This window comes from Aggregatimonas sangjinii, assembly GCF_005943945.1.
GTDB classification, from domain to species: Bacteria; Bacteroidota; Bacteroidia; order Flavobacteriales; family Flavobacteriaceae; genus Pelagihabitans; species Pelagihabitans sangjinii.
In genome coordinates, this window is record NZ_CP040710.1 from 200,711 (window position 1) to 226,447 (window position 25,737).

General features: G+C 43.9%; 21 protein-coding genes. 8 read left to right on the forward strand and 13 right to left on the reverse strand.

From position 1 onward, the window contains the following. Positions 1-64: 64 nt before the first annotated feature. The 5 genes from FGM00_RS00795 to msrB all read right to left on the reverse strand — a co-directional run bounded on the left by FGM00_RS00795 (position 65) and on the right by msrB (position 4,037). Positions 65-664, reverse strand: a complete 600-nt coding sequence (locus FGM00_RS00795) for a hypothetical protein (protein ID WP_138851084.1) — start codon at positions 662-664, stop codon at positions 65-67. A gap of 8 nt (positions 665-672) precedes the next feature. Beyond that, complete coding sequence (locus FGM00_RS00800; protein ID WP_138851085.1) at positions 673-1,161, reverse strand: RNA polymerase sigma factor; 489 nt, start codon at positions 1,159-1,161, stop codon at positions 673-675. 101 nt (positions 1,162-1,262) lie between these two features. Then, a complete protein-coding gene (locus tag FGM00_RS00805; protein WP_138851086.1) occupies positions 1,263-2,972 on the reverse strand; it encodes a hypothetical protein in 1,710 nt (569 codons plus the stop codon). A 7-nt stretch (positions 2,973-2,979) separates the two neighbouring features. Continuing rightward, entirely contained in the window at positions 2,980-3,504 is a 525-nt protein-coding gene (msrA, locus tag FGM00_RS00810) for a peptide-methionine (S)-S-oxide reductase MsrA (RefSeq protein ID WP_175416162.1), read from the reverse strand. 74 nt (positions 3,505-3,578) lie between these two features. After that, positions 3,579-4,037 carry a peptide-methionine (R)-S-oxide reductase MsrB gene (msrB, locus tag FGM00_RS00815; protein ID WP_138851087.1) on the reverse strand — a complete coding sequence of 153 codons (459 nt, stop codon included), beginning with the start codon at positions 4,035-4,037 and terminating at the stop codon, positions 3,579-3,581. 211 nt (positions 4,038-4,248) lie between these two features. On the opposite strand from msrB, the gene FGM00_RS00820 reads away from it, so the two are divergent. Then, the gene (locus FGM00_RS00820) at positions 4,249-5,019 is read left to right on the forward strand and encodes a DNA/RNA non-specific endonuclease (protein ID WP_138854574.1); all 771 of its coding nucleotides are present in this window, start codon (positions 4,249-4,251) and stop codon (positions 5,017-5,019) included. Between the two features lie 16 nt (positions 5,020-5,035). On the opposite strand, the gene rodA is transcribed toward FGM00_RS00820, so the two are convergent. The 8 genes from rodA to FGM00_RS00860 all read right to left on the reverse strand — a co-directional run bounded on the left by rodA (position 5,036) and on the right by FGM00_RS00860 (position 14,664). Next, positions 5,036-6,319, reverse strand: coding sequence for a rod shape-determining protein RodA (rodA, locus tag FGM00_RS00825; protein ID WP_138851088.1), 1,284 nt, complete (start codon positions 6,317-6,319; stop codon positions 5,036-5,038). Between the two features lie 6 nt (positions 6,320-6,325). Then, positions 6,326-8,236, reverse strand: a complete 1,911-nt coding sequence (gene mrdA / locus FGM00_RS00830) for a penicillin-binding protein 2 (RefSeq protein WP_138851089.1) — start codon at positions 8,234-8,236, stop codon at positions 6,326-6,328. A 120-nt stretch (positions 8,237-8,356) separates the two neighbouring features. Then, positions 8,357-8,863: a rod shape-determining protein MreD gene (locus tag FGM00_RS00835; protein WP_138851090.1), complete on the reverse strand. Its 507-nt coding sequence runs from the start codon at positions 8,861-8,863 to the stop codon at positions 8,357-8,359. Beyond that, positions 8,856-9,671 (reverse strand): rod shape-determining protein MreC, encoded by an 816-nt coding sequence (gene mreC / locus FGM00_RS00840; protein ID WP_138851091.1) that lies wholly within the window; start codon positions 9,669-9,671, stop codon positions 8,856-8,858. Before mreC ends, FGM00_RS00835 begins: the two co-directional genes overlap by 8 nt. Positions 9,672-9,759: 88 nt before the next feature. Beyond that, a complete protein-coding gene (locus FGM00_RS00845; protein WP_138851092.1) occupies positions 9,760-10,788 on the reverse strand; it encodes a rod shape-determining protein in 1,029 nt (342 codons plus the stop codon). Between the two features lie 193 nt (positions 10,789-10,981). Further along, positions 10,982-12,511 (reverse strand): bifunctional phosphoribosylaminoimidazolecarboxamide formyltransferase/IMP cyclohydrolase, encoded by a 1,530-nt coding sequence (gene purH / locus FGM00_RS00850; protein ID WP_138851093.1) that lies wholly within the window; start codon positions 12,509-12,511, stop codon positions 10,982-10,984. 259 nt (positions 12,512-12,770) lie between these two features. After that, on the reverse strand, positions 12,771-13,223 hold the full coding sequence (locus FGM00_RS00855; RefSeq protein WP_138854575.1) for a GAF domain-containing protein: 453 nt from the start codon (positions 13,221-13,223) through the stop codon (positions 12,771-12,773). 346 nt (positions 13,224-13,569) lie between these two features. After that, positions 13,570-14,664, reverse strand: coding sequence for a hypothetical protein (locus FGM00_RS00860; protein WP_138851094.1), 1,095 nt, complete (start codon positions 14,662-14,664; stop codon positions 13,570-13,572). Positions 14,665-14,917: 253 nt separating this feature from the next. On the opposite strand from FGM00_RS00860, the gene FGM00_RS00865 reads away from it, so the two are divergent. The 7 genes from FGM00_RS00865 (at position 14,918) to FGM00_RS00895 (ending at position 25,691) form a co-directional block, all read left to right on the forward strand. Next, positions 14,918-15,331, forward strand: coding sequence for an HYC_CC_PP family protein (locus tag FGM00_RS00865; RefSeq protein ID WP_236262859.1), 414 nt, complete (start codon positions 14,918-14,920; stop codon positions 15,329-15,331). 108 nt (positions 15,332-15,439) lie between these two features. Then, positions 15,440-19,240, forward strand: a complete 3,801-nt coding sequence (locus tag FGM00_RS00870) for an efflux RND transporter permease subunit (RefSeq protein WP_138851095.1) — start codon at positions 15,440-15,442, stop codon at positions 19,238-19,240. Positions 19,241-19,260: 20 nt separating this feature from the next. Further along, positions 19,261-20,481 (forward strand): TolC family protein, encoded by a 1,221-nt coding sequence (locus tag FGM00_RS00875; protein WP_138854577.1) that lies wholly within the window; start codon positions 19,261-19,263, stop codon positions 20,479-20,481. A 91-nt stretch (positions 20,482-20,572) separates the two neighbouring features. Beyond that, positions 20,573-21,139, forward strand: coding sequence for a DUF3347 domain-containing protein (locus FGM00_RS00880; protein WP_236262860.1), 567 nt, complete (start codon positions 20,573-20,575; stop codon positions 21,137-21,139). Positions 21,140-21,219: 80 nt separating this feature from the next. Then, on the forward strand, positions 21,220-22,446 hold the full coding sequence (locus tag FGM00_RS00885; RefSeq protein WP_138851096.1) for a permease: 1,227 nt from the start codon (positions 21,220-21,222) through the stop codon (positions 22,444-22,446). Between the two features lie 2 nt (positions 22,447-22,448). Next, entirely contained in the window at positions 22,449-23,159 is a 711-nt protein-coding gene (locus FGM00_RS00890) for an acetolactate decarboxylase (protein WP_175416163.1), read from the forward strand. 3 nt (positions 23,160-23,162) lie between these two features. Continuing rightward, positions 23,163-25,691, forward strand: a complete 2,529-nt coding sequence (locus FGM00_RS00895; protein WP_138851098.1) for a heavy metal translocating P-type ATPase — start codon at positions 23,163-23,165, stop codon at positions 25,689-25,691. The last annotated feature ends 46 nt before the right edge of the window (positions 25,692-25,737 follow it).

A 25,737-nucleotide genomic window follows, 5' to 3' on the forward strand; every position in this document is an offset into this window, starting at 1 on the left:
AAAACCCCATTCAATTAAGTTTTTTGAATGGGGTTTTTGGTACGCATATTTTGATGACCGAAAATTAAGACTGCAAGTCCCGCAATAGCTTTTCAGCCGCCCCTGTCATTCTTGAATACTTGCGATATCCCCAAAAGGAAAAGGGAATCACTAAAACAAGCATGACCAATATATACCATCCCCAGACCGAGCTTTGTTCGACAAAAAGGTCCTTCCCCTTCAATAATTTGCTGGATACCGGTAGTATCAATACCAACAGGAAGAAATTTAAGAAGATGGCCGTACGTTGCCAAAATAAAAACTGTTTTCGCTTCTTTGTAAATTCGATCAACGACTGCCTGTAATTGTTTTCAACCATATCGATACGTTTCATTTGAGCGATTTTTTTCAGAACAATCCAGGGAATCAGTACAAGATATGCGATGACAACGATGCCGCTGGCCAAAAGATACCAGGTATCCAATTTTCCGATGTTTACGATGATGGCCAGGGCTGCAAGAAAGCAAATAACGGCTCCTAAAGATTCATACCGTGCGATCCTACTAATCTTGTTCCTGAATTTCTCTTGTTTCATATTGATGATCAATGTATCGGTCAATCGTTTTTGTTCGTCTATTTTTTCGGTCATTTCCGACCAAACGTGTTGCATTTCCTCTAAAGTCATGTTCTCGTTTATTTTTTGAGTTGTTGTCGCATTTTATTTTTTATCCTAGAAATACGGGTGCCCACATTGCTCGCCGTAAAACCTGTAATGGCAGCAATTTCACTATATCTTTTTCCTTCCAAAAACAACAGTATCAATCCCTTTTCAATTTCGTCAAGTTGATCGATCTGCTGGTATACCAGGTGAAGACGTGCTTCAAATTCGCCGGAGTATCCTTCGGCCTGCCTCAAAAATAAGTGGTCTAATTCAACCCTATGTCCGGCCCTCCGATCTTTGCGCCATTGCGATATCGAAGTATTCATAGCAACCCGATAGAGCCATGTACCAATTTTGGACTTTCCCTTAAAAGTGGGGAACGATTTCCAGAGTTGATAAACGATTTCTTGGTACAGGTCATTTCTATCGTCGGCCGTTTTGGTATAGGTACGGGCTATCTTGTAAATGATACCTTCGTTTTCTTTGATCACCCGCACGAATTCGGTTTCTTCTGCTGTCAAAAGCTATTGTTTTAACTATTAGTAGGAAACAATTCAAAAAATCACAAAAAGTATCGAAATTTTGACCGTGAAGAGAAATTAGCGGATCAAGTGATGGCGTTCTAGCGCTGTTTAAATGGAAAGTCGGTCAGCGTCAAGGCCTCAATATCCTGTGCATTGAAATAACGTACTTCAATGAGTTCGTAGCCCGGGTTTACCCATATCTTTTTGTTCAGAATGAAATATGGCACGACTTGGTTATGGCTACCACTTAGGGTAATGACATCGGGAACTTGTAATCCGTTTGGGAAGGCAAGATTGCTGTCATATTCGTCACTATCGCCGTCGTAACGGTTTTCAATACCGTCCTTATCATCATCTTTGGGCAGCGAGGTCATATCGGAAAGAGGGGCATACCCGCCGGTAAAAGCGGTAAAGCTTGGTAGGTCATCACCGGTAAAACCATCGCCATTGATTATCGACCCTGTATTGTTGATCGCGTTTTCAATGGCGAGTTCATCAAAATTATCCCGATAAAGACTGGCGCCAACATGCGAAAGCAATTCGCTTTCCAAAGCTGTCGCTTCCAATACTCGAGCAGTATCAATCGAGAAATCGAATGGATTATCGACTTGATGCACTTCGGGATGCTGGGCGCCTCTATTGTCGTCCCAGGCACCCACGACCTGCCACTCTGGATTTTCTAACGAAGGTCGCTTAGGGCTAAGATTTCCTTTTACATATAGGCGATGTTGCGAATAGTTCAGATTTGTATACCGGTAGCCGTCATAGTTGCCACTGGGCATCGAGGGCCACATAAAACCGTAGCGGCGCTCTTTTGATTGTGGCCCGTTTTTCCAATAATTGTTGACCACGTTTACGTTAAAAACACCTTTAGCGGGTAGCAACTGAATTCCGAAAATACCGCGATTGTAAAAAAAGTTACTGGTGATGTCTACCTTAGTAATACCTGTGGCCTTGGCTTCTATCAATGGATTACGGTCGTTGTTATTGGCAAACAAGTTCCCGAACCAACTACATTCCGCAGTATCGGAGGTAAGCGACCCTTTTGAATGCCCGGTCGCATAATTGCTGTCACCGGGTTTGTTGTATTGATGCGTGGCCCATTTGAGACCAAATGCCGAAATGGAATATTGCACCGTGTAACCGCCAACCGACGGAAAACTTACATTTTGGTCGGTGCTAAATGCGAAAGAGCAATGATCCATTATAAATCGCTTTTCCGTTCCCCATGGGGTAAAATTATCTCCGCAACATTCGCCCAAAATACCAATGCCCCTACGGTATCGGATATAGCGGGTAACATGATTTCCAAACCCTTCACCGTTTTTATTTCCGAACAACGGGCCCATATATCGGTTAGACTGGTCCATTTTAAAACTGATGCCCTGACCTTTGTTTCGGAATGCACTTTGTCCCAAGACCGTCTTGTCATCTTTGGGTGAAATTCTTTGATTCTTCACATTTATGTATCCGGCCGTCTCGAAAATGATGTATCCCGGAGTTTCCGACTCCCAGGCCTTTCGTGCACTGCCGTCGCCGGTGTCTTTCCTATTGGAGACCAGAAGGACTTCCCCGCCACGACCCCCTGTGACGTACTTCCCGAAACCTTCCGCAGACGGGAAGGCTTTTAATTCGTCATATAACCAAGGATGGGCTACCCCCACACCGTTATGCAGACCTATCCAATCGACCAAGGGCATTCTTGAAGAAAAGGGGAGTTTTTGTTTTTGTGAATTCCCCGAATCCTTAATCGGACGCAGCCCCAGAATACAAAACACCGATACTATGAGAAAAAGGAATTTCTTCATACCACGATTACGTTAGTTTATCGGCATGCATTTTCCGTAGTTTAGCCAGTTTGGGATTGATAACGGCCGTACAATAGCCTTGGGAACTATTGTTTCGATAGTAATTTTGGTGGGACTGTTCCGCTGCATAAAACGTACCTATTTCGGTAAGCTCGGTCACGATGGGATTAGTAAAATACGCCGCCATTTCCGTAAGTATCGCTTTTGCGATTTCTTGCTGTTGCTCATTGTGGTAATAGATGACCGATCGGTATTGCGTACCGGCGTCGGCACCTTGCCGATTAAGCGTAGTAGGGTCGTGGGTAGTCATAAAGATGATAAGAATATCCTGATAGGAGATTTCGCGCTCATCGTAGGTGATTTGAACCACTTCGGCATGGCCCGTGCGCCCCGAGCATACTTCGCGATAGGTGGGTCTGCCGGGAGCAGTACCGCCGGTATAGCCCGATACTACTTTCTTGACTCCCTTGACCTCCTGAAAAACGGCTTCGGTACACCAAAAGCATCCGCCGCCAACTGTAGCTATTTCCATATTTTTTTGAATCGATAAATTAAAATTAAAAAAGTGGTATGCTTTTAACCTTCTCACTTCTCACTTCTCACTTCTCACTTCTCACTGCCCACTTCAGCTAATTGCATCGAAGCTGAATTGATGCAATACCGGAGTCCGCTTGGCTCGGGCCCATCAGGGAATACATGACCCAAATGGCCGTCACAAGTATTGCACATTACCTCTACACGCACCATGCCAAAGGCAGTATCCTTTTCGTATTTGATGGCATTTTCTTTAATCGGTTGGGTAAAACTTGGCCATCCCGTGCCTGATTCAAATTTTATGGTGGAGTCGAACAAAGGGGTATCGCAACCTGCGCAATTGTACTTGCCTGCTTCATGGCTGCTGCAAAGTGCTCCGGTATGGGGTGCTTCGGTACCCTTTTTCCGAAGAACACGGAAGGCTTCCGGATCGAGAATTTCACGCCATTCGGCTTCCGTTTTTTCTACCCGACGATCTGGTTCGGGATTTCCTTTTGTACAAAAATGGATAACTTCTTTCCAAGTAAGCATAGCGCTATTTTTAAATTAATATTTTTCTTTGCAAATTACGGATTATCACTTAGAACTCAAGACGAGTTCTTAAATGCGCCGTCTTGATTAGTCGAAGTTTTGTTCGAAAACATACACTTTGCCGGCGCTTGCTTTGCAAATGATTTTCTACTTTTGAGGAATGCCTATACTGCGGTCTAACAGCAACAACAAAACCATTTATACCCTATTGATGATTGCCTGTATCGTCGGATTTTGGGCATTTCAGAATTTCTACACACCTGCTACCTATTCGAATACAGATGGAACGACCGATCCTGAACCCATAGCTCCCTACTTTCTCCCCAGTTCGACCACCGGTGATATTATAAGCCATAACTACTATACCTTATCGTACAACGAACCTTTTGAACAGGCGGAGTGGGTAGCGTATGTATTGAAAAAAGGACATTTAACTGCAGATGATCGAAAACGACCTTACTTTATAGAGGATCCAAAAGTAAAAAGCAAGTCTGCCGACTGGAGAAACTATAAGGGCTCTGGTTATGATAGGGGGCATTTTTGTCCGGCCGGCGATCGAAGATTTTCGGAACAGGCGTATAACGAAACCTTTTACACCAGTAATATCAGTCCTCAAGACAGGGCGTTTAATGCTGGGATATGGAACAGGCTTGAGCAGCGCATACGCTTGTGGGCGAGAAATTATGGAAGTGTTTTCGTCGTAACGGGCGGCGTGCTGGAAAACGGGCTCAAGGAAATCGGGGTAGAAGACGTAGCTGTTCCCAACTATTATTATAAGATCGTGGCCAAAGGCGATGCCGACGATATGGAGGTCATTGCTTTTTTGATGGAAGGCAAGGAAAGTGCCAGGCCTTTACAAGAGTTCACGGTTTCGGTAGATGAAATAGAAAGGCGCACGGGCATTGATTTTTTTGAGAAACTGCCGACTGCTATACAGCAAAAATTGGAAAAGGAAGTCGATTCCAAAGGATGGAAATTTTAACTTCCGCTAGCCGTCATCAAATACCTTCTTTTAACCGATTGGTGTCTAACTTTAGGAAGATGAACAGCAAAGCGGTAAAACCGAGCATATTAGACCCCCCATAACTAAAAAACGGTAAGGGAATGCCTATGGTCGGTAGTACGCCGATGACCATGCCGATGTTGATGAAGTAGTGTATCAATAAGATAGAGATTACCCCATACCCGAACATTCGGCTAAAACTGTTCTTTTGACGCTCTGCCAAGTAGACAAGGCGTAGTAACATAAACGTAAAAAGAAGAATTACCGCCGAAGTACCGATAAATCCCCATTCTTCCCCAATAGTCGTAAAAATGTAGTCGGAATGCTGTTCAGGAACAAAATCGCCTTTTGTACGGGTTCCTTCCAAAAATCCTTTTCCAAAAAACCCGCCCGATTCTATGGCTTTTTCCGATTGGTATGTATTGTAGCCGATGGTCTTTCGTATTTTTTCAAGTTTTACCGGGTCATTTTCCAAGCGCAGCCATAAACTAAAACGGTCTCTGTGCCTATCTTGAAAGACATTGTTAAAAACGAAATTTACCGATAAGGAAAAGACAATGGAAATAAGTACGAACCCGATAATGGGAGTCACTGGAATCTTAAATTTTTTCTTTTTCAAGAGGAAGAAAAGCACGAGCATAATGCCCAAGAAAATACAGACCCATACCGTTCCGAATTTCAGGGTGGTAACGAAGACAAGAATGGCCAGAAAAGCGATGCCCAAGTAATAGAGTGGTAGGCCTTCCCTGAAAATGACGAAAGCCATTGCAAAAAAGACCAGGGCACTTCCCGGGTCGGGCTGTGGAACGATAAGTACCGCGGGAATCAGTAAGATGAGGAAAGCATACAATTGATCTTTTCCTCTTTTGATATCGGTTTGTATATCGCTTAAATACTTAGCCAACGCCAAAGCCGTCGCTACTTTGGCCGGTTCTGAAGGTTGCAGGTTAAAAAAGCCGAGGTCGTACCAAGAGGTGGCCCCGGCAATGGTCTTTCCAAATAGGAAAAGTCCTATGAGCGAAACCATTGAAATCACATAAAAAAGGCTTGAAAATCGTTCGAAAAAGCTAGCTTCCAAAGCGAGGATTATGAGAATGCTCACAAAGCTTGCTCCAATAAAGAATAGCTGCTTGCCGTGTAGCGTCGTGTAGTCGAATATAGATTGATCGTTATCGGTAAAAGTACTGGAGTAAATACTGACCCAACCAATGGCCACCAATGCCAAATAAAAAAATATGGTCAGCCAGTCAATACGCTTAAAAACACTCTTACCAGCCATAATCGTTTATCTTGAGCGAGTCTCGGGTTCCGGTTTTATGGCGTCTTGGCTCCAATCGTATTCGTTGATCTTGAATTCTTTTCCGCTATACGGTTTGGCGTATTCGCGTTCCAAGGTTCTTTCAAGCATGCGTTTTTCCAAATCTTTTCGGGTAATTTCACCCTTCAGGTATTTTTCGATCATCAAAGAGGCGATATGCCCGGCGTATCGTGCGCCGTAATACCCGTTTTCAATATAAACGGCAATCGCTATTTTAGGATTGTCGACAGGGGCAAACGCCACAAAAACCGAATTATCGGTCAACTGCGTTTTCACACTATCGATTTTCATGAAATTCTCAACGGTTCCCGTTTTACCGGCTATTCTAATATCTGGAATTTGGACACCTCTAGCCGTTCCCTTTTCATACACATCGGCCATGCCTTGAACGACGGGTTCAAAGTGCCTTTTATCAATGGTAGTGTGTTTGGCTTCCGTAAATTTGGGATTTTGAATATCCTCTCCGTTTACCTTTTTTAGGATATGGGGCGTAAAAAAGTGTCCGCGATTGGCGATGGCAGCGGTCATGTTCGCTAATTGTAAAGGCGTTACGGCAACCTCTCCCTGCCCGATGGAATTGGATATAATGTAAGAGGAGACCCATCTGTTATCGCCGTACCATTTGTCGTACATTTCTTTACTCGGAACCCGTCCTTTTCGTCCCGTATGAAGGTCAGAGCCTAGATATTGCCCCAGGCCAAAGCTCTTAATATGGTCCACCCAAACATCATGGCCCTTATCGGTCGTCTCGAACTTATCGTAAATCTTACGGTAGGTTCCCGCGAAATAGGCGTTACACGATTTATAGATACCCACATTCAAGTTTCTACTGCCACCCCCACAATGACACCCCCTCTTGGTCCGACCCACATAAAAACCGTTTAGACACCGAACAGTAGTATTGGGCGTGATGACGCCCTCTTGTAGAGCGACCAATGCGTTTAGGGTTTTGAAAGGTGAACCAGGTGCCTTTTCGAATGAAATGGAACGGTCGAAAAGTGGCTTGGCAATCGAGTCGTAGTGCAATTTGCTGTAATTGGCAGAACGTTCCCTTCCTACCAACAACGATGGGTCGTAGGTAGGCCCGGAAATCATCGAAAGTATTTCTCCCGAAGCGGGTTCTATGGCGACAATACCCCCGCGTTTACCGTGCATCAAACGCTCGCCGTATTCCTGTAAAAGTTTATCTATGGTCAGATGAATTTCTTTTCCCTGTTCCGGGAGCGTATCCATCACTCCATCCTTATAAGGCCCTATATCACGATTGAAACGGTCTTTTTGAATATACTGTACACCTTTTCTGCCTCGAAGTACATCGTCATATACCTTTTCTACTCCGATGCGACCGGTTAATTCACCTTGAATATAATACGGGTTCTTGGCAAGATCGGCCTCATTCACTTCACTGATATACCCCAATACATTGGCCCCACTGTTAGTGTCGTAATACCGCAGCGAACGTTTTTGAATATAAAACCCGGTATAACGTCTCATTTTCTCCTGTAACCGTGCATAATCCTGCTTTGACAATTGTGGTACCAATACCGACGGTAGTCTCGGCGAATACACACGGGCCTTGTTCAATTCCTTTTTAAATTTTTGGATATCGATATTAAGGAGTTTGCAAAACTCCGTAGTGTCCAACGCCCTTACATCGCGCGGAATGATCATAACGTCATATGCTGGATCGTTGGCAACCAGAAGCCTGCCCTCGCGATCATAGATGTAACCCCGTTCCGGATAGTCGTATACCCTCTTTATCGCCGGGTCTTCCAAGACTTGATCTGGGGAAAAACTGAATATCTGAAGGTATGAAAGCCTACCGAGAAAGGTTATCCCGATGATGATGATGATCGATGAAAGCAATATCTTCTTCATACTGTACTACTACTTTTTCAATTCCGCTTTGAAGGGAATGAACGCTACTTTTATAACTGTCTCCGGACCTTCCTATCTTAAATGAATAGGGTGGTAGTCCTTTATTTTGGCCACTTCCGATTATGGTCTTTTTACACTGAACAGCGATGTGAACAACAGGCAAAGTATCAGGGTTGCCGTACCAATGGCCATTGTCTTTTTAAGAATCAATAGTGTATTTGCAAAGCTAAAAATCTCCAGCGTAAAGAAGACGAGATGGTGCACTACTATTAATAACGCCAAAAACGTGATTTGTTGTGCCTTTGTGGAACTCCCTAGTCTGAAACTTTGAAATTCGATATTGACACCGAAAACGAAACGCATGATCGCAGGTCTAATGTACGCTATTGTAACGGTCGAAGCCGCATGCAAGGCCATGGAATCCGAAAAGAAATCGATCGATAGTCCCAAGACAAAGCTCAAGCCGATAAAAGCGGCGCGATTTTCCTTGATGGGGTACCAGTATAAAAAGAGAATATACACCATAGGGTTGATGAACCCAAAGAAATTAAGTTGATTGAACACCAAAACCTGCACGAGTACGAGCAGGATAAAACGGATGGTATTTACGAAATAACTATTATTCATCTTCGGTGATTGCCTCGAGCTCTAAAATTTCCTCACGATCGGTATTTTGCACGATATAGACATTTTTGACATTTGTCATGTCATTAAAAAGCTTCACATCAATGGTGTAAAAACTATTAGAAGTATCCAAATCGAATTTTTGAATGCTTCCGACCAAAACGTTCTCGGGAAAAATACTGCTCATACCGCCGGTAACGATCGTATCGCCCACACTAAGTTTTACCAACCTGGGAATATCGACCAGTTGCACTACATCGTACCGTTTTGCATTCCAGACCAGCGATCCAAAATGATCGGTATTCTTGATTTTTGCATTGATGTTCGATTTTTCGTTCAACACACTTTGTACGGTCGCGAAGTTACGTGAGGTATTCTCGACGATTCCAAGAATACCCTTGGTGGTGATTACCCCCATATCGGGCTTAATACTGTCCTTCTCACCCTTATTCAGGGTCAGATAGTTTCTGGCCTTCGCAAAATTGTTGTTAATGATCTGACCCGACGTAATCGTATAGGCAAGTGCTACCGAATCTAAGCGTATGGTATCCTCTTGTTTTATATTAAAAAGTATGTTGCGCAACCGTTTGTTCTCCTCGACCAGTTTTTTGTTTTCCTCGGTCAACCCGAAATAGGTGGTAACGCTGTTAGAGGCGTTATAGATATTCCCGGTAAGCCAATTAGACGAATTAAAAAAACTGGATTGATGGTAGGAATGGGATTGAATGGTGAATCCCAAAGAAATCATCAACAAGAAGATATAAAGCAAAAAATGTTTATATCGAATTACAAAATTGATGATCTGCTGCATGCGCTATTCGTTTAAAAAAGGAAGCATTTTCGAAAAAGAAACTTCCTTTAGATAAGAAGTCGTAATCACGGTCTTTCGATTTGCAGTGCTATTTGATCAAGATGCTCTTGTAGCGTTCCAGATTTTTCAAAGCGATTCCGGTACCTCGAACAACAGCTCGTAAGGGGTCTTCGGCAATATATACAGGAAGGTCCGTTTTTTGTGAAAGTCTTCTATCCAAACCTCTTAGCATCGACCCTCCACCAGCTAAATAAATACCTGTATTGTAGATGTCAGCTGCAAGTTCTGGCGGTGTTTGCGATAAGGTCTCCATGACGGCATCCTCTACGCGAAGAATCGATTTATCCAAGGCTTTTGCAATTTCCCGGTACGAAATCTGAACCTGTTTTGGTTTTCCTGTCAAGAGATCACGCCCTTGTACCGATTTCTCTTCGGGTGGGTTTTGAAGGTCTTCCGTCGCCGATCCGATTTCGATTTTTATACTCTCCGCGGTCGCTTCTCCAACATAAAGGTTGTGTTGCGTACGCATGTAATAAATAATATCATTGGTAAAGACGTCGCCCGCAATCTTGACTGATTTATCGCATACGATTCCGCCCAAGGCGATCACCGCGATTTCAGTGGTACCACCCCCGATATCGACGATCATGTTTCCCTTGGGTTGCATAATATCAAGACCGATACCAATGGCCGCTGCCATTGGTTCGTGAATGAGATACACTTCCTTGCCGTTTACACGTTCGGCCGATTCCTTTACCGCCCGCATTTCGACCTCTGTAATTCCCGAAGGAATACAAATGACCATACGTAAAGCCGGTGGGAACCACTTTTTCTTTAAAGCGGGAATATTTTTGATGAACATATTGATCATCTTTTCAGATGCGTCAAAATCCGCAATAACCCCATCTTTCAAGGGTCTAATGGTCTTTATATTTTCATGGGTCTTACCCTGCATCATGTTGGCCTCTTTCCCGACCGCGATGATTTTTCCAGAAATACGATCTCTGGCTACGATAGACGGACTATCGACCACAACTTTATCGTTGTGAATAATAAGGGTATTCGCCGTGCCTAAGTCAATGGCAATTTCCTCTGTCAAGAAATCAAAAAATCCCATTTGTAATCTTCTTTGGTTATGTTACTAGTTAGAGTGGGGTTATACTAACGCAATCAAATGAAAAAAATTCTATGACCGGGTGTATTTCGTCGACAAAAGTAGTAAAATATGCTGCTGTTTGGCTTTTTTACCATTGTAATTTTACAGGCCCAGAGCATGATGAAACACCTATATTTCGTTGATAAATGTGCCGTTAGTGCTTGAAATGACGCGTGCCGGTCATTACCATGGCGACTTCATTCTCGTTGCAGTAATCAATACTTAGTTGGTCTTTTATCGATCCTCCCGGCTGTATAACGCATGAAATACCGTTTTTATGCGCGATTTCAACACAATCCGGAAAGGGAAAGAACGCATCGCTCGCCATCACCGCCCCGTTCAAATCAAAGTTGAAGGATTTTGCTTTGTGGATTGCCTGATTCAGGGCGTCTACTCGAGACGTTTGCCCCGTACCACTGGCACATAACTGCTTATTTTTCGCCAAGACTATGGTATTGCTTTTGGTATGCTTACACAGTTTTGAAGCAAAAATAAGATCCTCTACATCACTATCCGAGGGTTTTCTGTTCGTGGCATAGGTCAAATCGGCAATAGCGTCCGTTTTATGGTCTTTTTCTTGTAACAATATGCCGTTCAAACAAGTTCGGACGATCATCTCGGGCATGGCTACGTCATTTTGTACAAGGATGATTCGATTCTTCTTCCCTTTCAGGATTTCTAGGGCATCACTGGCATAGCTCGGAGCGATAACGACCTCACAGAATAGTTTATGAATCTCTTCTGCCGTTGCCTTATCGATTTCCTTGTTGCTGATCAATACTCCCCCGAAGGCCGATACGGGATCTCCGGCCAAGGCATCGACATACGCTTGATGTAGCGTATCGCGTTGTGCCAGTCCGCAAGCGTTATTGTGTTTCAGGATGGCAAAGGTAGGAGCGTCATTTTTGAATTCGAGCATCAGGTTTACGGCGGCGTCCACATCAAGTAGATTGTTGTAAGACAACTCTTTACCATGAAGTTTGGAGAACATCGCATCGAAATCACCGAAGAAAAATCCTTTTTGATGCGGATTTTCCCCATACCGCAACACCTTACCGTTCGTCTCGCTCACCTTCAATGCCGCCAAATCGTGATTTTTGTTGAAGTAATTGAAAATGGCCGTATCGTAATGCGAGGATACGTTAAACGATTTTGCCGCAAAACGCTTGCGATCTTCCAGCGTAGTGCTTCCATCTCCCTTGGATATCAAATCCAGAACCTCAGAATAGTCTTCCATGGAAGAAACACATAGGACATCCTTAAAATTCTTCGCCGCAGCGCGGATAAGGGAAATCCCGCCGATATCTATTTTTTCGATGATGTCCTGCTCGGAAGCCCCGCTTGCCACGGTCTTTTCGAAGGGGTACAGGTCTACGATGACGATATCCAATTGCGGAATCTCAAATTCGGCCAGCTGTGCCACATCACTTTCATTATCCTGTCGATTCAATATGCCCCCGAAAACCTTGGGATGCAATGTTTTTACACGACCGCCCAAAATGGAAGGGTAGCTGGTCACGTCTTCCACCGGGATAACTTCAATGCCGAGGTCCTTAATGAATTTTTCAGTACCCCCTGTAGAATATATGGTGATACCCAATTCTTGAAACTTTCTTACGATGGCTTCCAACCCATCTTTGTGAAATACGGAAATAAGTGCTGAGGAAGCTTTTTTGGTGCTCATGGTTCGCTTTTGAAGATTAGCAGCTGGTTCGAATGATAAGCAAGCAAAAGTACTTTTTTTGAGCCTAGGAAATGGATGAGGTTATCAACAATTGGGGTTAAGTTTTGAACTGAAATGGACGTGAGATGTTAGATATGAGATATTAGAGAGGCTCACTTCTTGTAGAGAAAGGAAATAGTATATGAAAAATTTTTTTCTGTAATTCCTCCTAAGACTGGCTATTTCTAAACAAATAGAACCCTAATCTCACGTCTATAATCTAAAGCATAGCGGCCACTTGCGCATTCACAAACTCCAAAAACCGTTCATCCTCTTCGGTAAACGGATCGGGAGTGTTGGAATCGATATCTATTTGACCGATATTCTGGCCATTAACGAACAATGGAACAACGATTTCGGCCTTTACGGTGATGCTACAGGCGATATAGTTGTCTTGGGCGCTAACATCGGGTACCACGAAATTTTTGTTCGAGACCGCAACTTGACCGCAAATACCTTTTCCGAAGGGAATGATCGTATGGTCGGTAGGTTCTCCTGTATATGGTCCTAATTTAAGTTCGTCTTTGTCACCGTTCTTAAAATAAAAACCGACCCAATCGTAGGAGGGAACGGTGTTTTGGAGCAGGTCGCAGATACTTTGTAACCGCTCATCGACCGAAAGGGCGTCATTTTTAATTTGGGTGTTCACTTGTCGTTTTAAGTCATCGAACATGGCTTCAATTTTCGACAAAAATAACTGTTTTAGATTTTGTTTTTGAGGGTTCTCCCATTTGTCAATTTAAATCATGTATAACTTCGATTCATTAAGTGCATCCAAAAAAAGGAGATGCCTATTGCTAGACATCTCCTTTGATGAATTTAATTTGTTACATTTCCGTTGATTCTACCCCGAAGTCTTTGTATCTACCTTCCCATGGGGTGGATGAAATTGTTGGAGGCAATCTCGGGTGTTGCAAACGATAGTATTTCGATTCTTAAAGTTGATCATATGGAACCGTCCCAATATCGTTATCGCTACAGTTTTATTTGAGAACAGTGAGTCTCAAGAAATTTTATAATCAAGGTTGGATCTTTACATCAAATACAATGAAATCATTGGTATTAAAACCAGCCTCTATTTCAGTGATTTTAATAAGTCCTTTTTTACCATAATTATCCACAAATTCAATGACATCACCGACTTCCAGATTTGTTATTTTCTGACTGTTCGATTTGGCGATGTTTTCCAGGTCACCGGATAAGACCACACCATCGAAACCAGCGGCATCTAAACTTGAAATGGCGAAGAACGCTTCGTTCAAGGTTTCGTTTTCTACGTCGTCTTCATCCATTCTTGGTTGTAGTCCTTCAACCGGAAACCCAAAGGATGCGTCAAAGGTTGCTGTAGAGGCGAATGATGCATTTTCCCCGTCAGATACACCGGAGGCACCGAAATAGTAACCAAAATCCCAAAAAGCCCTAAATGCAGGCCCTTCGTTTATGCGATACACTTCTTCGTTTAATAAAGAAAAGAAAGATTCGGTAGTTCCATCTGCTGCCGGTGCAAACAATTTGATATTCGTGAAATCACGAACTTCGGCAGCGGGGTTGGCTCCGGTACCTACTGTTACCGTAATGGTTCCTACACCTAAAGCCAATCTTTTGGAGAAGTCCCTGAAATCACCTTTTCCGGTAGTCGTCCAAAAGCTGTAAACAATAGACCCGTTGTCAATGTCCGGAACGGGAAGACTAAATGTAAAGTCGATTTCTTTTTTGGTGGCACCGTCCAAATCGATGGAGCCATCGGCCTTAAGCGCTTTGGTGAGTTCGGTGTCGCCCAATTGAAAATTATTGAAGGGCATATCGCCGCCACCGGAGACGTTCTGTGTGATGTACATTCTACGTTGGGTAGTAGCGTCTGAGGTAAAGATGATTCTTCCAGGAACAGCGGTACCAACCTCGCCACTGGCGCTGGCAGAGATAACGTTGTTCGACGGATCTGCTTCATTGAAAACAAGGGTAGCTACTTCTTCCTCGTCATCATCCCCTGTTTCATCGCCGGGTAACGGAGAGTCGAATACCGACCCATCATCCGAGCTACAGCTAGTTACGAACAGCGCCATGGTACATACCAAAAAGCCATATTTCAAAATTGATTTTAATCCTTTTTTCATAATTTGGTTATTATTGGACTCCACGGATAAAATGCTTTAAATTATCGGTGAACTCCATTTATGTATTTGTTCAAGACCTTAACTACAAAAAGTGAAATAAAGTATGCAGGGTATCGTTTTTAAAATAGGAGCTAGTGTTTTGTTGAATTGAACATGATAAAGTTCTTGCAGCGACATATAGAATTGGCGCTAATATTTCGTTAAACGGTAGCACGTCGATGTTAAAGATTGATTATTTCGTATTTTTGTACTAATGAAACAAGGGCTACATAAAATATTTGCAATTACCATGGCCTTTTTGCTATTGGCTTCTACGGTATCGTGGACGGTTGGAAAGCATTATTGTATGGGGCGCCTGATGGATGTTTCTCTGTTTGAACATGCTGAAGATTGTGGTATGGCGATGGATGAAGTGCCCGAATACGCTACCGCTGATACCCTGGAATCCTGCTGTAATGACGAATTGGTTGTTATTGAAGGACAGGAGGACCTGAAAATGTCATCTGACCGTCTTACCATTGATCAACAATTATTCGTTAGCTCTTTCGTATTCGCTTACATCAATCGCTATGAAGGATTGGATGAAAATATAGTTCCCTTCAAAGACTATTCGCCTCCTCCGCTGATACGGGATGTACAGATTCTAGATCAGACCTTTCTCATTTGATTTTAAACTTTAGAAAAATACGCCCAACGGCCCTGCTTTACTTGGGCTGAACCTGCTATACGCTTTGTTTTCTCAACGTGTTTTCTAAATGTTTACTAATCAATTCCTATGCTCAACAAAGGCATTAAATTTCTAATAGAGAATAAATTGGTTGCGGTATTAATCCTCCTTCTCTTTGTGGGGTGGGGTACCGTCAATGCACCCTTTAATTGGGATACCGGCATTCTACCAAGCGACCCTGTTGCGGTCGATGCCATTCCCGATATCGGCGAGAACCAGCAGATTGTCTTCACCAAATGGCCAGGACGTTCGCCTCAAGATATCGAAGACCAGATTTCCTATCCGTTGACCACATCGCTTTTGGGTATTCCGGGGGTCAAGACGATACGGAGTTCCTCGATGTTCGGGTTCTCCAGCATTTATATCATTTTTGAGGAGGATGTGGAATTCTATTGGAGCCGCAGCCGTATCCTTGAAAAATTGAATTCGCTTTCCAGTAATCTCTTGCCGGAAGGCGTGAATCCCGCACTGGGTCCGGATGCCACGGGATTGGGTCAAATATTCTGGTACACCCTTGAAGGGAGGGACGAAGATGGAAATGTAACCGGCGGTTGGGACTTACAGGAGTTACGAAGCATTCAGGACTATTATGTAAAATATGCTCTATCCGCAGCAAGCGGGGTTTCCGAAGTGTCCTCCATTGGGGGCTACGTACAGGAATATCAAATCGATGTGAATCCCGAATTGATGAAGCAGTACACTATCGGTCTTCATCAAGTGGTCAACGCCGTCAAGCAAAGTAATCGCGACATCGGGGCACAGACCTTGGAAATCAACCAAGCAGAATATTTGGTACGAGGTCTAGGTTATGTAAAGTCTTTGGATGATATCAAAAATGCCGTGGTCACTTCTGAGGATTTTACCTCGATTCGTGTGAAGGATATTGCCAATGTTTCCCTTGGTCCAGCGGTTCGTCGCGGAATTCTTGATAAGGAAGGTGCCGAGGTAGTTGGCGGGGTCGTGGTAGCCAGGTATGGAGCAAACCCCTTAGAGGTCATCAACAATGTCAAGGATAAAATCAAGGAGCTCAGCTCCGGACTCCCTTCCAAAGAATTAAGCGATGGCCGTACATCGCAATTGACCATTGTCCCTTTTTATGACCGTACCGAACTCATTCAGGAAACCCTGGGAACGCTCAATGAAGCATTGACCTTGGAAATACTGATTACCATCTTGGTCATCATTATCATGGTATTCAATCTCCGGGCCTCCGTGCTCATTTCAGGGCTTTTGCCCGTAGCCGTTTTAATGGTTTTCATCGCCATGAAGTTATTCGGGGTCGATGCCAATATCGTGGCCCTTTCGGGTATTGCCATCGCCATTGGTACGATGGTCGATGTCGGGGTCATCCTTTCCGAAAATATCATTCGGCATTTGGACGAGAACAAGGATAAGCTCCCCATAAATGAAGTAGTTTACAACGCTTCCGCTGAAGTCTCAGGTGCCATTTTAACAGCGGTAATGACCACCGTTATCAGTTTTATTCCCGTGTTCACGATGATCGGTGCCGAAGGAAAATTATTCCGTCCGTTGGCGTTCACAAAGACCTTCGCGTTAACGGCTTCCATTATTGTTGCCCTGTTTTTAATTCCACCGTTTGCAGCTTTCCTCTTTAGAAAGAAGCGTAGCAAAAGTATAATGGGATACGTATTCAGCATACTACTCGTCGTTATCGGACTTATCGCGGTAGTGTACGGCTATTGGTTAGGACTGGCGTTAATGGCATTCGGGACCATAAGACCTTTAAAGAACGCTGAAATTGCAGGGCGTTTGTTCAATGGGTTCTCGTTATCCGACAAACAGGCCAGCCTTTTGAATATCCTAATTTCGGCAACGGCCATTGTATTCCTTTTGGCAACTTACTGGAGACCCTTGGGCTTGGACAGAAGTATTTTTATCAACCTGATTTTTGTAGGGTTCATATGCTTTGGATTGTTGGGCGTGTTCATCCTATTCAGAAAATACTATACGCGCATACTGCAATGGGCATTGCGGAATAAATTGGCCTTTCTCTCCATACCGACGGTCATTGTTGTTTTCGGGATACTGATTATGCAAAATACGGGCAAGGAGTTTATGCCTGCTCTTAACGAAGGTTCTTTTTTATTAATGCCAACCTCGCTTCCGCATGCGGGCGTCGAGGAGAACAAACGCGTATTACAACAGTTGGATATGGCAGTTGCCAGCATCCCGGAAATCGAAACGGTCGTGGGCAAGGCAGGACGCACGGAATCCGCATTGGATCCCGCGCCTATGTCGATGTACGAAAACATCATCCAGTACAAATCGGAGTACATGCAGAACGAGACCGGAAAGCGCCAACGCTTTAAAGTCAATGATGATGGTTTGTTTGCGTTGAGGGATGGTAATTTCCTTTTGAACCCGAATACAGTTCTCGAAGAGAACACTTCGGGGTATACCGAATCCGAAATCGAGAATTTCTCGGAAATCCGTTATGAAAATCTAATCCCTGATGACAGCGGCGAATACTACAGAAACTGGCGGCCAGAAATACAATACCCAGATGACATTTGGAATGAAATCGTGCGTGTGACACGATTGCCCGGAGTGACATCCGCACCAAAGTTACAGCCCATCGAAACCCGGCTGGTCATGTTACAGACCGGTATGCGTGCGCCCATGGGCATCAAGGTAAAAGGCCAAGATCTACGAGAAATCGAGGCTTTTGGAATCCAGTTGGAGAATATTTTAAAGGAAGCGGAAGGTGTAAAAGACGAAGCCGTATTCGCCGATAGAATCGTGGGCAAACCGTATCTCCTTATCGATATTGATAGGGAGGCTTTGGCCAGATATGGCATTTTAGTCGAAGACGTACAACGGGTCTTGGAGGTTGCCGTTGGCGGGATGACCCTGACCCAGACCGTTGAGGGAAGGGAGCGTTACGGCGTGCGGGTACGTTACCCTAGGGAACTTCGCGAAAATCCGACGGATATAAAGAATATCTATGTCCCAGTGGCAAAAGGCAGTCCGATTCCTTTGAGCGAATTGGTCACGATTCGCTATGAAAAAGGGCCACAGGTCATCAAAAGTGAGGATACGTTTTTGGTCGGCTATGTCCTCTTTGATAAATTGGACGGTTTCGCGGAAGTGAACGTGGTGGAAAACGCCCAAGCCCTCATCCAAGAAAAAATCGCCAATGGCGAATTGGTCGTTCCCAAAGGCATCAATTATCAATTTACGGGTACGTATGAAAATCAGCTACGAGCCGAAAAGACCTTATCGGTAGTAGTGCCTTTGGCCTTGTTCATCATCTTTTTAATCCTGTATTTCCAATTTCGTTCGGTATCTACTTCGTTGATGGTATTTACAGGAATTGCCGTAGCCTTTGCCGGGGGCTTCTTGATGATTTGGTGCTATGGCCAGGATTGGTTCCTCAACTTCAATTTCTTCGGGGAGAACCTACGCGATTTGTTCCAAATGCATACCATCAACCTTAGCGTAGCGGTATGGGTAGGATTCATAGCACTCTTTGGTATCGCGACGGATGATGGCGTGGTCATGGCCACCTATCTCACACAGACTTTTGACCGGAACAAACCAAAGACTTTGGAAGCGGTCAGGGCATCGGTCGTTGAAGCAGGTGAAAAACGGATTCGTCCTTGTCTCATGACAACGGCCACAACGATTCTGGCATTGCTGCCCGTTTTGACCTCAACGGGAAGGGGAAGCGATATTATGATCCCCATGGCCATTCCTTCTTTTGGGGGAATGTTGATTGCGCTGATTACCCTGTTGGTGGTTCCGGTGCTGTATAGTTGGAGGGCTGAGTATTCATTAGAAAAGAGAGAACGGAATATAGAGAATAGACTAAAAACCGAAGTACAATGAAATCAAAAAAGTCGAAACGAATGACAAAAGGAGTCTATATTCTCTTTTCAGTTTTCTCTTTTCTTTCAGCACAAAGTCAAGACTTGGAATCGTATATCCAAGAAGCGGAAACCAATAGTCCTGAGGTACAGGCATTTGAAATAAGCTACAACATAGCCAAGGAAAAAGTGGAAGAGGCGAATGCATTGCCCAACACAGAGGTAAGCGCAGGAGTCTTCGTAAGTGAACCTGAAACCCGAACAGGGGCACAAAAGGCACGGTTTTCGGTCAAGCAGATGCTTCCTTGGTTCGGTACCATAACCGCTAGGGAAAACTACGCCAGTGCCGTGGCTGAGGTCGATTATTTGGATGTAACGATTACAAAGAGGAAATTGCGGCTATCCGTTTCGCAATCCTACTATAAACTGTACGCTATCACGGAAAAGCAGAAAGTTCTCGACGAAAATATGCGATTGCTAAAAACCTATGAGCGCCTGGCATTGACCTCCGTGGAAGTGGGCAATGCCTCCGCGGTGGACGTATTGCGTTTGCAAATCCGTCAAAATGAACTGCAAGAGCAAAAGGAGGTACTGAGGCAGGAATACCTTTCGGAGCAAGGCGTTTTTAATAAGTTGCTGAACCGAAAGAAAACACTTGCCATCGACCTAATCGATAGCTTGACGATAGTCCCTGTGGTGGAACAAACCATCACCGAATTGGAACTGCATCCCGAACTCGAAAAGTACGACATGTTATACGAATCCGTAACACGATCCGAACTATTGAACCAAAAGGAAGCGAATCCCAATTTAGGTTTCGGATTGGATTACATTCCCGTCGCAGAAAGGGCCGGAATGGATTTTAGCGATAACGGCAAGGATATTTTGATGCCGATGGTATCGCTCTCCATTCCCATTTTCAACAACAAATACAAATCCCGTACGGTGCAAAATGAAATGCGTCAAGAGGAAATCAATGCGCATAAATCGAATCGGAGAAATCTACTGCAGACTATTTTAAATACTTCCCTAAGCGATAAGGAAGCGGCCAGAATCAAATTCAATACACAAATGAAGAATTTGAAACAGGCCAGGAACGCAGAGGAAATCCTGATTAAAAATTATGAAACGGGAACCATCGATTTTAACGACGTACTTGACATTCAAGAACTGCAATTGAAGTTTCAGATGAATCAAATTGAAGCCTTAAAAAACTATTATTCACAAATGGCTGTCATTAACTATTTAACGAATCAATACTGAAATAGGTCTGCCTGACGACAAGCAGGTTCAGCACAAGTGAAAACGTATAGACAACCAATTGAAAAGAAATGTTTAATCTAAATTAAGAAAAATGAAAATCAGTAAAACAAACATGATGAATCGAAACAAGATATTAGTGGTAAGTGCTGCGGTGACTATGACTTTCGTATCCTGTGGAGAACAAAAAAACAAAAAAGATGCAGAGATCAGCACCCCACAGGCAGTAGAACAATCGAAGATTGAAACTGCGGATATCGCGGACGCTTCTTTCTCTGATGAAATGACCGGAAAGGTATTCCGTAAGTACCAACAATTACGAGTGGCCTTGGTCAATTCCGATGCCGACGAAGTACAAACGGTTGCGGGAAATCTTGCGGAAAGTTTTTCGCAAGAACGGGAAGATATGAAAACAATGGCTTTGGCCATGGCAGAAGCGGCGGATATTGAAAAACAGCGCGAACTCTTTTCGGAATTCACGGAAAAGGTCGAACCTATATTGAAGGAGTCCATCTCCGAAGGAACGATTTACAAACAATTTTGCCCCATGGCTTTTGATGGTAAGGGCGGCTATTGGATCTCCGATGTAGATGAGATTCGCAATCCGTATTACGGCGATAAAATGCTCAAATGCGGTAAGGTAGTCGAAGAGATACAGTAAAAATCGTTTTTGAGGGAAAGGAATTTATATGTGAAGAGCCGTTAAAATTCCTACCCCTTTCAAGTGCAAAAAAGAAACGTATGAATGATTTTCTAAAACAATGGGGAGAAGCGGCCTATACGACTACCGGATTCTTCTGGATGGCGCTTTGGGCTTTCATATTGGGTTACATTATCAGTAGTATGATCCAGATATTTGTCACCGAAAAAAGAATGCAGAAAGCAATGGGCGATAATGAAGGGAAGAGTGTTCTACTCGGCACCTTCTTTGGCTTTATAAGCAGTTCGTGCAGCTTTGCGGCGCTGGCTTCGACCAAATCAATTTTTAAAAAGGGTGCGAGCTTCGTTTCGTCTATAGCCTTTTTGCTAGCATCTACCAATTTGGTGATTGAGCTCGGAATCCTTATTTCCATATTCTTAGGATGGCAGTTTGTGGTAGGGGAATATGCCGGGGGTATTCTTTTGATAGGAATTAGTTGGGTTCTCATTCGGATTATCAACCCTAAGAAACTGATTGAGAATGCCCGAAAAAATCTGGAAGGTCAGGAGAATGATGAAATGGATGATGCTAAAAATTGGAAAAAACAGATTCAGCAAGAAAACAGTTGGGCACGCGTCGCAAAAAAATATAAAATGGAATGGCAGATGGTCTGGAAAGATGTTACCGTAGGCTTTACCATTGCGGGAATCGTGGCTGCTTTCGTTCCCGATTCTTTTTTTGAGACGCTATTTATAAATAGCGGTCAAGGTAATACTGATTTTACATTTCTCGAAATTCTCGAACACATAGTAGTGGGGCCGGTCGCCGCATTTTTGACCTTTATCGGTTCTATGGGAAATATTCCGTTAGCTGCGCTTCTTTTTGGAAAAGGCGTAAGTTTTGCTGGGGTAATGGCCTTTATTTTTAGCGATTTGGTTGTTTTTCCCGTATTGCGTATCAATGCAAAGTACTACGGATGGAAGATGTCGTTCTTCATCCTATTTCTATTATTTACGGCTCTCGTTGGTACGGCCCTTGCCCTGCATTATTCGTTTGATCTGCTCGGTATTCTGCCAGACCCGTCACGGGTAAAGATTCAGGATAGTGAATTTTTTAAGATCGATTATACCTTCTATTTAAATATTGCCTTTTTAGCAATCTCAGCCTATCTGATTTATCTGGGCTTTTTCAAGAAGAAGGATATCGAGCATTCCATGAGCGAGATGGCACCAAAAAGCCCGTTGTTGGAAAGTATTTTAAAGTATGCAGCCTTCATCTGCTATTTATGGCTTGCTGGTGGACTGATTGTGAAATTCTTAATTCAATGACAATGAAGAAAATACGCTCCATAGTTCTCGCAGGTCTGATAGTAGCAGGTTGTACTATTGCCCCTAAAACTCAGAATGTTAAATTCTCAGGGGCGCTACGCACAATGATGTCGGGTAATTTAGAGGCAACAATCTCTTTGGATTCGCTTTCTCGAAAGTCGCATTTGTACGCCTTGGGCGCTTTTGAAAATCTCAAAGGCGAAATTCAGATTTTCGATGGTGAGGCTTTCAATACCTCGGTAGATTCCAACGAAGTTAGTTTTGACAGGAGTTTTAATGAGAAGGCAGCATTACTCGTTTATGCCGAAGTTACAAGTTGGCAAAGCAAAGCAATTCCAACGGAAATAAATACGCTAAACGAACTGGAAGAATTTATTGAAAAACGAGCAAAGCAATCAGGTTTGAGTATGGAAAAGCCATTCCCGTTTTTAATCACTGGAAAGGTTGATTCACTGCAATGGCATGTTATCGACTGGGTTGAAGGCGATACGCTTCATACGCATCAAAAACATCAGGAATCGGGTTTAAACGGCACCTTGAAGGATAGGGATATTGAGATAATTGGCTTTTTCTCTAAATCGCACAAGGCTGTTTTTACCCATCATACCAGATTTGTTCATATGCACTTCAAGGATAAGTATGAAGAAATAGCTGGTCATGTAGATGAACTACGCTTAGGCTCGAACATGGAATTGAAATTGCCTAAAATCTAAAAGATGAAGCACACCTATCACATACACGGAATGACCTGCAATGGATGCCGAACGCATGTCGAGAAAACACTTTCCAAAGTTGAAGGGGTAACCAAAGCATCCGTCAATTTAGAAAAAGCCGAGGCGACCATTGAGATGGAGAATCACATTCCCATTGAAAATTTTCAAGAGGCTTTGAAAAAAGATGGCGGTTCGTACTCCATCCATAAACCGGGCGAGCAGCCCCACCTAACCTTCCCAAAGGATGGGAATAAAACACAAGAAAGGAAAGCCCCCTATGGGGGATTAGGGGGCGGTACTTTCTACTGCCCGATGCATTGCGAGGGCGATAAGACCTATGATAAACCGGGCGATTGCCCTGTCTGCGGAATGGATTTGGTAGAAGAACAAAACCTATCTGCAACGACCTCTGAACAATGGACGTGCCCAATGCACCCAGAGATTATAAGGGATGAACCGGGAAGCTGTCCCATTTGCGGAATGGATTTAGTGCCAATGAAACCCAACCTTTCCGCAGAGGAGAAGACCTTAAAGAAACTGCTCAAAAAGTTTTGGATAGCTGTCGCGTTCACCCTGCCCATCTTTCTGATTGCGATGTCCGAAATGTTGTCCAATAATCCACTTTATGACCTCATGGAGCAGAAAAACTGGAATTGGATTCAGTTCGCGCTTTCCATTCCAGTAGTGTTCTATGCCACTTGGATGTTCTTTGAACGTGCCTACCGAAGCATCAAAACATGGAACCTGAACATGTTTACATTAATCGGTTTCGGTGCAGGGGTAGCATGGCTTTTCAGTGTTTTCGGGATGTTCTTCCCCGATTTCTTTCCGGCCCAATTCAAATCGGAATCGGGTAGCGTTCATGTCTACTTTGAAGCGGCAACGGTTATCTTAACCCTAGTGCTTTTAGGTCAAGTTTTGGAAGCACGGGCGCATAGTAAGACCAATTCCGCGGTAAAGGAATTGTTGAAACTTGCCCCGAATAAGGCCATCAAGGTTGTTGATGGCGAAGAACAAGAAGTGGCTATCGACAAAATCGAACTGGGAGATGTGCTTCGCGTAAAGCCAGGCGATAAAATTCCTGTGGATGGTGTGTTGACTGAAGGACATACTTCAATTGATGAATCGATGATAACGGGCGAACCCATTCCCATAGATAAATTCGAAGGGGATAAGGTCAGCAGTGGTACCATCAATGGCAACCAATCCTTTCTGATGAAGGCCGAGAAAATAGGTTCGGATACGTTGTTGTCGCAAATCATCCATATGGTCAACGACGCTAGCCGCAGCCGTGCGCCAATCCAAAAACTGGCCGATACGGTTTCAGGGTATTTTGTGCCAATAGTGGTCATCATAGCGATCATCACTTACGGGGTTTGGGCTATTTGGGGACCCGAACCTACCTATGTGTATGCCCTGGTCAATGCTATTGCCGTGTTGATAATCGCCTGTCCCTGTGCCTTGGGATTGGCTACGCCGATGTCCGTCATGGTCGGTGTGGGGAAGGGTGCACAGAACGGGGTGCTCATCAAAAATGCGGAAGCCCTTGAAAAAATGGACAAGGTAGATACATTGATCGTGGACAAGACCGGGACGATTACCGAGGGAAAACCGACGGCCGAAAAAGTGGGTTCATTTGCTAACGATTTCACTGATAGTAAAGTGCTGCAATATATCATTTCGCTCAACAGTCAAAGCGAACATCCTTTAGCGGAAGCAACAGTAAAGTACGGTAAGGAACAAAAAGCGGAATTCCTAAAGGCCGAAAGGTTTAATGCCGTTACCGGAAAGGGTGTCGAAGGAACCGTCAACGAAAAGAAAGTGGCTCTGGGTAACGCCAAGATGATGGAACAGGTCAACGCAACTGTTTCCGAGGCGATGGAAGATGAAGCCCAATCGTATCAAAAGCAGGGTAAGACCGTTTCGTATCTCGCCATTGACGGGAGTACCGTCGGCTTTATTGTGATAGGGGATAAAATCAAGGAAACCAGTAAGAAGGCCATCAAAGCTTTACAGGACAAAGGTATCGAAGTCATCATGCTGACAGGGGATAATCACGACACCGCACAGGCTGTGGCCAGCGAACTCGATCTAGCCGATTTTAAGGCGGGAATGCTTCCAGAGGATAAATTGAAAGAAGTCGAAAAACTTCAAAAAAATGGAAGAACGGTCGCGATGGCGGGGGACGGCATCAATGATGCCCCGGCGCTAGCCAAAAGTGATGTGGGGATTGCAATGGGTACCGGAACCGATGTCGCCATTGAAAGCGCTTCCATGACTTTGGTAAAAGGTGATTTGCACGGTATTGTAAAGGCCCGGAACCTGAGCAATAAAGTGATGCGGAATATCAAGCAAAACCTTTTCTTTGCGCTTGTTTACAATGTTCTAGGTGTACCGATTGCGGCGGGTGTGCTGTACCCGTTTTTTGGAGTATTGCTTTCTCCAATGATAGCAGCGGCTGCCATGAGCTTTAGTTCTGTCTCTGTTATAGCAAATGCATTAAGGCTACGAACGGCAAGAATTAATTTATGAAAAACTACTGTGCAATGAGCCATATCAAAGGGCGAATTACTTAGGA

Coding starts and splice junctions, on each gene's coding strand:
- FGM00_RS00890 (WP_175416163.1), top strand. CDS start 22,449: ATGAAGAAAATACGCTCCATAGTTCTCGCAGGTCTGATAGTAGCAGGT.
- FGM00_RS00860 (WP_138851094.1), bottom strand. CDS start 14,664: ATGAAAAAAGGATTAAAATCAATTTTGAAATATGGCTTTTTGGTATGT.
- FGM00_RS00880 (WP_236262860.1), top strand. CDS start 20,573: ATGAAAATCAGTAAAACAAACATGATGAATCGAAACAAGATATTAGTG.
- FGM00_RS00795 (WP_138851084.1), bottom strand. CDS start 664: ATGACTTTAGAGGAAATGCAACACGTTTGGTCGGAAATGACCGAAAAA.
- mreC (WP_138851091.1), bottom strand. CDS start 9,671: ATGCAGCAGATCATCAATTTTGTAATTCGATATAAACATTTTTTGCTT.
- FGM00_RS00865 (WP_236262859.1), top strand. CDS start 14,918: ATGAAACAAGGGCTACATAAAATATTTGCAATTACCATGGCCTTTTTG.
- msrB (WP_138851087.1), bottom strand. CDS start 4,037: ATGCTTACTTGGAAAGAAGTTATCCATTTTTGTACAAAAGGAAATCCC.
- msrA (WP_175416162.1), bottom strand. CDS start 3,504: ATGGAAATAGCTACAGTTGGCGGCGGATGCTTTTGGTGTACCGAAGCC.
- rodA (WP_138851088.1), bottom strand. CDS start 6,319: ATGGCTGGTAAGAGTGTTTTTAAGCGTATTGACTGGCTGACCATATTT.
- FGM00_RS00820 (WP_138854574.1), top strand. CDS start 4,249: ATGATTGCCTGTATCGTCGGATTTTGGGCATTTCAGAATTTCTACACA.
- FGM00_RS00845 (WP_138851092.1), bottom strand. CDS start 10,788: ATGGGATTTTTTGATTTCTTGACAGAGGAAATTGCCATTGACTTAGGC.
- FGM00_RS00885 (WP_138851096.1), top strand. CDS start 21,220: ATGAATGATTTTCTAAAACAATGGGGAGAAGCGGCCTATACGACTACC.
- FGM00_RS00805 (WP_138851086.1), bottom strand. CDS start 2,972: ATGAAGAAATTCCTTTTTCTCATAGTATCGGTGTTTTGTATTCTGGGG.
- FGM00_RS00895 (WP_138851098.1), top strand. CDS start 23,163: ATGAAGCACACCTATCACATACACGGAATGACCTGCAATGGATGCCGA.
- FGM00_RS00875 (WP_138854577.1), top strand. CDS start 19,261: ATGACAAAAGGAGTCTATATTCTCTTTTCAGTTTTCTCTTTTCTTTCA.
- FGM00_RS00870 (WP_138851095.1), top strand. CDS start 15,440: ATGCTCAACAAAGGCATTAAATTTCTAATAGAGAATAAATTGGTTGCG.
- FGM00_RS00855 (WP_138854575.1), bottom strand. CDS start 13,223: ATGTTCGATGACTTAAAACGACAAGTGAACACCCAAATTAAAAATGAC.
- purH (WP_138851093.1), bottom strand. CDS start 12,511: ATGAGCACCAAAAAAGCTTCCTCAGCACTTATTTCCGTATTTCACAAA.
- FGM00_RS00835 (WP_138851090.1), bottom strand. CDS start 8,863: ATGAATAATAGTTATTTCGTAAATACCATCCGTTTTATCCTGCTCGTA.
- mrdA (WP_138851089.1), bottom strand. CDS start 8,236: ATGAAGAAGATATTGCTTTCATCGATCATCATCATCATCGGGATAACC.